Origin of the sequence: Streptomyces sp. NPDC002463 (assembly GCF_042889835.1) — a bacterium.
Lineage (GTDB): Bacteria > Actinomycetota > Actinomycetes > Streptomycetales > Streptomycetaceae > Streptomyces > Streptomyces nymphaeiformis.
In genome coordinates, this window is record NZ_JBIARL010000012.1 from 118,666 (window position 1) to 125,893 (window position 7,228).

Sequence of the window (7,228 nt, forward strand, 5' to 3'; positions counted from 1 at the left end):
GGCCGGGACGGTCAGCCCATGGACGCCGTCACTCGGATGTCGTGGACGAGCGGCTCTTCCGTCACCTCGATCGTGGACGTCTGCTGCTGGTACCCCTCGGCGGAGGCGACCAAGGCATAACGCCCGGTGCCGGGTGCGTCCACGGCATACGAGCCATCGGCCCGGACGGCCGAGCGGCTCAACTCGCGGCCCTCCGCGGAGGTCAGCGTGACCACGCCCTGCAGGACCTGCCGGCCCTCGGCGGCGAGGACACGGCCACGGACCGCCACGCTGCCGGAGGCCGCCGCCTCTTCGGCGGCCTCGACCTCCGCGGCCCGGGCCGCCTGGTCCAGGCCGCTGGAGGCGCGCAACGGGACCTCCTTGATGAACAGCGTCACCAGGAAGGCGAGCAGGGCGATGGGCGCGCCGTACAGGAAGATGTCGCCGATGCCGTGTCCGTAGGCGCTTTCCAGCCACGTGCGGACCGGGACGGGCAACACCGCGAGGTCGGGCAGCCGGCCGCTGCCGGCGGCCTTCGCGGCGGTCGCCCGGTCCTGCGGGTCGAGCCCGGTGATGGTCTCGCGGGCATGGTGGCCGATGCGGGTGGTGAGGACCGAGCCGAGCACCGAGACGCCCACCGCACCACCCAGAGACCGGAAGAAGGTCACCGTGGAGGACGCGGCGCCCAGGTCCGACGGGGACACCTGGTTCTGTGTGCACAGCACGAGGTTCTGGAGCGTCATGCCGACGCCGAGTCCCATCAGCGCCGTGCAGGAGGCTGTGTACGGGTACGACGTGTCGTAGCGGAGCATCCCCAGCAGTGCCAGGCCCCCGGTCAGCAGGACACCGCCCGTCAGCAGCCACCCCTTCCACTTGCCCGTCGTGGTGATGATGCGGCCGGAGACGGTGGAGGAGACGAAGAGGCCCGCGATGAACGGGATCGTCATGACGCCCGACATGGTCGGGGACTCGCCACGTGCCAGCTGGAAGTACTGGCTGAGGAAGACCGTGCCCGCGAACAGCGCGATGCCGACGAGCAGGGAGGCGGCCGAGGCGAGCGTGATGGTGGCGTTGCGGAACAGCCGCAGCGGCATGATCGGCTCGGCGGCCCTCGTCTCGACGAACAGGAAGACCAGCGTCAGCACGATCGACGCGCCGACCAGCGTGTACGTCTGCCACGACAGCCAGTCGTACGCGTCGTCGGCGAAGGTGACCCAGATCAGCAGGACGCAGACGGCCGCGGTGACGAAGAAGGCACCGGCCCAGTCGACCTCGACCCGGCGCTCGACCACCGGCAGGTTCAGCGTCCGCTGGAGCACGAACAGGGCGACGACGGCGAAGGGGATGCCGACGAAGAGGCACCAGCGCCAGCCGAGCCAGTCGGTGTCGGTGATGACACCCCCGAGCAGCGGGCCGCCGACGGTGGCGACGGCGAAGGTCGCGCCCAGGTAGCCGGAGTACCGCCCGCGCTCACGCGGGGAGATCATCGCGGCCAGGACGACCTGCGCGAGGGCGGACAGGCCGCCACCGCCCAGTCCCTGGACGACCCGGGCGGAGATGAGCGTCGCGGGATTCTGCGCGATGCCGGCCACCAGGGAGCCGACGACGTAGACGATCAGTGCCGACTGAACCAGGACCTTCTTGCTGAACTGGTCGGCGAGTTTGCCCCACAACGGGGTGGACGCGGTGACCGCGAGGAGGGAGGAGGTGACGACCCAGGTGTAGGCGGACTGGCCGCCGCCCAGGTCGCTGATGATCCTCGGCAGCGCGTTGGTGACGACGGTCGAGGACAGGATGGCGCAGAACAGCCCGAGCAGCAGCCCGGACAGTGCGCGCATGATCTGTGCGTGCGTCATGGGCTCGTGGGCGGACCCGGCTCCGCGACGGGTGGAGGCCCGCGCGCCTGCGTGCGGGGTGGGTGTCATGAGGTTCCTCTTCCTTACAGGGGTCTGATGGTGTGCCCGAGCCAGAAAGTCGCTTGAGGCAACCATGAGGTGGGCCGGTAGCGAGTCACATGTCTCGCTACGGTGGGGTCAGCGCAGGATCCGGCGGGCGACGTTCGTGGAGACCAGGTCGAGGAGCTCCCCGCCCCGGCCGGAGAGAATGGTGCGGAGGGCGTAGAGGGTGAAGCCCTTGGCCTGCTCCACGGTGATCGCCGGAGGAACGGACAGCTCCTGGCGGGCGGTCATCACCTCGACCAGGGCCGGCCCGTCGTGCGCGAAGGCGCCCTTGAGCGCGTCCTCCAGGTCGCCGGGCCGCTCGACCCGGCGTGCCCACAGGCCGATCGCGGCGGCGACCTCGGCGAGCTGCGGATTGTCCAGCGCGGTGGCGTAGTTGACGATGCCCGCCGCTTTCATCTCCAGCTCGACGAAGTTCAGCGATCCGTTGTTGAAGACGACGATCTTCGCGGGCAGGGCGTTCTGCCGGAGCGTGAACAGCTCGCCGAGGAGCATGGTGAGCCCGCCGTCGCCGGACAGCGAGACGATCTGACGGCCGGGGTAGGCCGCCTGTGCGCCCACGGCCTGCGGCAGGGCGCAGGCCATGGTGCCGTGATTGAAGGAGCCGAGCAGCCGCCGGTGCCCGTTGAAGTGCAGATAGCGGGCCGCCCAGACCACCGGGGAGCCGACGTCGACCGTGAAGACCGCGTCACGGTCGGCGAGGCGGTCGAGCGTGCTCGCCACGAACTGCGGGTGGATCGGCGTGCGGTCGTGGTCGTTGACGGCGAGCGCGTCCAGCGACCTGCGGGTGCGCGCGTAGTGCGCGAGGGCTGCGTCGAGGTGCTCGCGGTCCGTCTTGGTGACCAGCAGCGGCAGCAGCGCGGGAAGGGTGTCACGCACGCTGCCGACCAGGGGCAGGTCGACGTGGGTGCGGCGGCCGATCTGCTCGCCGCGGATGTCCAGCTGGACGACCTTGGCATCGCGCGGATAGAACTGCCGGTAGGGGAAGTCGGTGCCGAGCATCAGCAGGGTGTCCGCCTCCTCGATCGCCTTGTAGCCGGAGGCGAAGCCGAGCAGGCCGGTCATGCCGACGTCGTGGGGATTGTCGTACTCGACGTACTCCTTGCCCCGCAGCGCGTGCACGACGGGCGCCTTGAGGGTCTCGGCGAGCCGGACCAGGTCGTCGTGGGCACCGGCGGCGCCGGCACCCGCCAGGATCGTCACGCGCCGTGCGCCGTTCAGGAAGTCGGCGGCCTTGCCCAGGTCGCGGTCGTCCGGACGGACGACGGTCCCGGCCGGGCGCACGACGGCGGGCGCCACGTCACGGTCGGTCCGGCCGAGGAAGATCTCGCCGGGGACGACCACGACCGCCACTCCCCTGCGTTCGACGGCCGCCCGCATCGCCGTCGCGAGGATGCGGGGCCCGTGCTCCTGGCTGGTGACGACCTCCGCGTAGACGCTGCAGTCGGCGAACAGTTCCTGCGGGCGGGTCTCCTGGAAGTAGCCGGTTCCGACCTCGGCTCCGGGGATCTGGGCTGCGATGGCGAGGACCGGCACCCGGCTTCGCTGGGCGTCGAAGAGCCCGTTGATCAGGTGCAGGTTGCCCGGGCCGCAGCTGCCGACGCAGACGGACAGCTCGCCCGTCAGCCCGGCCTCGGCCGCCGCCGCGAGGGCGGCGCTCTCCTCGTGCCTGACGTGCACCCAGTCGACGCCGTCGGCGCGCCGTATGGCGTCCGTCAGCCCGTTGAGGGAGTCACCGGGCAGACCGTACAGACGTCGCACGCCGGAGGCCTGGAGCGAGGCGATGACGTGGTCGGCAAAGGTGGGCATGCCGGTTGCCTTTCGTCGGTCGTGAGCGCGTCCGGCGCGTGACGGGGAGTCGCACGGGCCAGAGCCGCCATGAAGGGGCGGAGCCGCCCGTGGCCGGCGGGTCATCGCGCACGAGGCGGGCCGTGCGTGGACCGGGCCCGCCGGCACCGGGCGCCGCGGGCGACGAGTGCCCGCTCGATCTCCGTTCAGTCTCCAAGAACCTGCATGGGCCACACATCCGTCGAATGACTGCGTCTCAGATGCCAGAAGCGTTCCCTTCCTGGGTCGGACGACTGTCGGATCCGGGGCTATCGCACACACCGCATACGTGTGAAAAGGTCGGCCAGGCAGAGCATGGACGGAACACGTATGCCGGACGTCGCCCGTCCCGCGGTCATCACTCACGCACAAGGAGATCAGGCCATGAACAAGCTTCCGCAGAGCGACAACACCCTGCTGATCCGTACCGACTTCTCCGACGAGGCGGCCTGGCTGGCCCTGCGCACCTCGGTCACCACTCCGGCCGCGGGCGATGACCCGTACATGGCCTATCTGCACATCGTGGACGATCCCTCCTACAGCGGCCTGACCACGGAGCAGCTCGTCGCGCTGGCGCCCGACGAGGACGATCTCCTGATCGTGGCGGACAGGACAGCCATGGCCGAGGCCGGGATGCCTCTGCTGGCCATCCACGTGCGCGGGGAGGACGAGGAGGACGGGATGGACGGGGACGCGCGGCCGCGGGTCGAGGAACTGCGTGTCGTCACGGAAGTGCTCCGGGCGGTCGAGAACAACATCTCGATCGCCAACATGGACTGGGAGGACTTCGTCGATGCCGCTGCGGAGGACGGCGTCTTCCGGGGCTTCTGACCGACCGAGCCTCTGTGCGTACGCCCGAGGGTGCCCGCCGTGTCACAGCGGCGGGCACCCCACGTGCGCGTGGGCGGCCGATCCGCCTAGGGAGTGCGCGTACTCCACTTCTGGTTGGGCGAGCCCGCGCACTGCCACAACTGCAGACGCGCGCCGTTGTCGGTCCGCTGATCGACGACATCGACGCACCTGTTGCCGGACTGCGGGTTGGTCAGGTCGTGCGACGAGTTCAGCCGGAACTGCTGCGCGCCCGATCCGTTGCATGTCGTCCAGTTGATGACGGCGCCGTTGTTCGTCGCGCCACCGCTGACGTTCATGCACTTGCCCTCGGACTGCACCGTGCCGTCGACGAACTTCCACCGCTGGTAGGACTCGTTGTAGCAGTCCCAGATCACCAGCTTGGAGCCGACGGGCGCGCCAGGGCTGTTGGCGATCCCGATGCAACGACCGGAGGCATGGCCGTAGATCTGCACACCGCCGGACCAGGACTCTCCCGAGGTCGTCTGGGACGTGTTGTTCGACTTCGTCCCGGAGCCGGAGGAAGTGCCGCCCGACGTGCTTCCCGATCCGGAGGAGGTACTGGTCGACGTGCTTCCGGACCCGGTGGCGGTGTGGCTCGACGTGCCTCCGGAACCCGAGGTGGTGCCGCCCGAGGCACCCCCGGAGCCGGATGGCGTCTTGCCCGATTGCTCCTTCACGCCGACCGGTCCGCCCCCTCCTGTCGGCTTCTTGCCGCCACCGGAGCCTGCCTTCGGCCCCGTCACGACGATGGGCTTGCCGTTCGGACCGGTGGTGGTGACACCCTTCGGCCCGGCGCCGCCCTTCGTACGGGACGCGGTCGGAGAGGGCGATTCCGACCCGACCACGCCGGGTACCGCGCTCGCCATGCCCTCCAGGACCGTGCCCGGGGTGGCGCCGGGCTTCGCGGCCGACCGTCCGTCGTCGTCGCCGCCGATCAGGAAGGGCACGGAGAGCAGCAGCGCACCGATGATGGCTGCGCCCGCGAGCAGGCTCTTGTGCGGCCGGCCGGGGTCGGCCTTGGCCGCCGTCCTGTCGGAGTCGCCGATGACGTCGTCGGATTCGGTGGCACTCTCCGCGGCCGCGGTCGTCTCCGCGGTCGATTCCGCGGTCGCCGTGCCCGCGGCCGCCGTTTCCCCGTCGGCCGACGGGGTCGCGTTCTGGTCGGCGGGCGTCCGGGCGGCCGACTCGGCAGTGCTCGGCGACGCCCCGGAGGCGGCCGCGAGCGCGATCGTGTCGAGAGCCTGGGGATCGGCTTCGGCTTCCTCGGTCTCCGGTCCCTCCTCCTGTTGCTCGGGCTCTTCGGCTTCGGGCTCGGACATGGCAGCCGGCACTGCCGAACGCCCCTGGGGCCGCGCCGGCGTCAGGATGCGTTCCGCCATCGAGGCGGCACTCTCCGGCCTCTCCTCAGCCTCGCCGCCACACTCCGCCTCGGCCGGCTCGGATGCCACGGCTGTCGGTTCGTCGGGGGAACCGTTCGGTTGGGAAGTCGTCATGACACCTTTCCGGTGAGTCGATGTGACGCGTGGACACGGCATTCTGATGTGACATCACGGGCGGGCGAGCTGGTGTGCCGTTGCCTCAGAACACCTATGGTCGATGACGTGCGGGTGTTCAGTCTTCGATTCTAGGGTTCGCGGACTCTCCGATGAACACACCTATGTCTGGGCTGGTGGGATCTCCGCCGAGGGCCGAGCATTTCAAACGAGACGAAGCATCAGCCGGTTCCGCCACTGAGGATGTTGACGAGGTGTTCCTGGGTGGAGGAGACCGATGGGGGACCGACGTTTCGGTTGCCGCTTTCCCGATCGGAGCCCTGCTCAGCGGCCGGCTCGGGATCCTGCTCGTCGGGCACCCCGTCATCCGCCTCGGTGTCGTGCTCGTCGGCGGCCCCCTCGTCGGCCACTTCGGGGCCCTGCTCGCCGGCCCCCTCGGGAGCGACGTCGGGCAGACTGCGGGGGGCCGCCACGGTGGTCTCCTGGGGCTGCTCGGCCACCGCGTCCGTCGCCAGCTGCGCCGGGGCGACGGTCATGCTGACCGCACCCGCGGGATTCACGTAGAGGTACGTGGCGTCGCCGAGATCACGTACGAGTCCCCGTACCGGGAGGGTGCGCCCCGCGTACCGTCCGCCGGACCAGAGCTGGGCGTTCGAGGTGAAGACCGGAACGACAGGAGTGCCGTCCGGACTGCATGCCTGGACCGGGCTGCCGTCAGGCGCGAGCATGATGCCGACCTCCGCATCGGCGAGCAGCCGGAAGACGTCGTCCTCCGGGCCGTACCCGGCGGCCGCGAGCTGGATCGCCTCGTCGACCGGATCGGTGGGCTCAGGCCAGCCGTTCGCGCTCGGGGAGGGCCGATAGTCGTCGTTGTACCGCCACTCGACCACCTCTCCCCTGGAGTCGGACCGGTACTGTCCGACCACCGCCCAGTTCGGTGGAGCGTCCTCGCCCCGCCAGGCGGGGTCGACCATGCCGAACCAGTGGTCGGGGGCCGCCCGCGCGGCCTCCCGGATCGGGTCCGGCACATCGGTCAGCGGTTCTTCGTGCCGCGGTGTCTCGGCCACATCGGCCATCCGGTCATCAGCCTTTCGGGATGAGATGGTTCGCGCCTGCCCG

Annotated in this window: 5 protein-coding genes; 1 reads left to right on the plus strand and 4 read right to left on the minus strand. The window is 70.3% G+C overall.

The window, feature by feature from the left end; all coding sequences use genetic code 11:
- Positions 1-11 precede the first annotated feature (11 nt).
- Both ACFYX3_RS24435 and poxB read right to left on the minus strand, forming a co-directional pair.
- A complete protein-coding gene (locus ACFYX3_RS24435; RefSeq protein ID WP_389017488.1) occupies positions 12-1,835 on the minus strand; it encodes an MFS transporter in 1,824 nt (607 codons plus the stop codon).
- A 177-nt stretch (positions 1,836-2,012) separates the two neighbouring features.
- Positions 2,013-3,746: a ubiquinone-dependent pyruvate dehydrogenase gene (gene poxB, locus ACFYX3_RS24440; RefSeq protein WP_389017018.1), complete on the minus strand. Its 1,734-nt coding sequence runs from the start codon at positions 3,744-3,746 to the stop codon at positions 2,013-2,015.
- Positions 3,747-4,148: 402 nt separating this feature from the next.
- On the opposite strand from poxB, the gene ACFYX3_RS24445 reads away from it, so the two are divergent.
- The gene (locus tag ACFYX3_RS24445; RefSeq protein ID WP_389017021.1) at positions 4,149-4,595 is read left to right on the plus strand and encodes a DUF6924 domain-containing protein; all 447 of its coding nucleotides are present in this window, start codon (positions 4,149-4,151) and stop codon (positions 4,593-4,595) included.
- An 86-nt stretch (positions 4,596-4,681) separates the two neighbouring features.
- Here ACFYX3_RS24445 and ACFYX3_RS24450 read toward each other — a convergent pair whose 3' ends face one another.
- Together ACFYX3_RS24450 and ACFYX3_RS24455 are read right to left on the minus strand one after the other, a co-directional pair.
- Positions 4,682-5,935 (minus strand): ricin-type beta-trefoil lectin domain protein, encoded by a 1,254-nt coding sequence (locus ACFYX3_RS24450; protein WP_389017024.1) that lies wholly within the window; start codon positions 5,933-5,935, stop codon positions 4,682-4,684.
- Between the two features lie 395 nt (positions 5,936-6,330).
- Positions 6,331-7,185 (minus strand): type VII secretion system-associated protein, encoded by an 855-nt coding sequence (locus ACFYX3_RS24455; RefSeq protein WP_389017027.1) that lies wholly within the window; start codon positions 7,183-7,185, stop codon positions 6,331-6,333.
- Between the last annotated feature and the right edge of the window lie 43 nt (positions 7,186-7,228).

Excerpts from the sequence above, each read along its gene's own strand:
- ACFYX3_RS24435 (WP_389017488.1), bottom strand. The coding sequence starts at position 1,835 with ATGACGCACGCACAGATCATGCGCGCACTGTCCGGGCTGCTGCTCGGG.
- poxB (WP_389017018.1), bottom strand. The coding sequence starts at position 3,746 with ATGCCCACCTTTGCCGACCACGTCATCGCCTCGCTCCAGGCCTCCGGC.
- ACFYX3_RS24445 (WP_389017021.1), top strand. The coding sequence starts at position 4,149 with ATGAACAAGCTTCCGCAGAGCGACAACACCCTGCTGATCCGTACCGAC.
- ACFYX3_RS24450 (WP_389017024.1), bottom strand. The coding sequence starts at position 5,935 with ATGTCCGAGCCCGAAGCCGAAGAGCCCGAGCAACAGGAGGAGGGACCG.
- ACFYX3_RS24455 (WP_389017027.1), bottom strand. The coding sequence starts at position 7,185 with ATGGCCGATGTGGCCGAGACACCGCGGCACGAAGAACCGCTGACCGAT.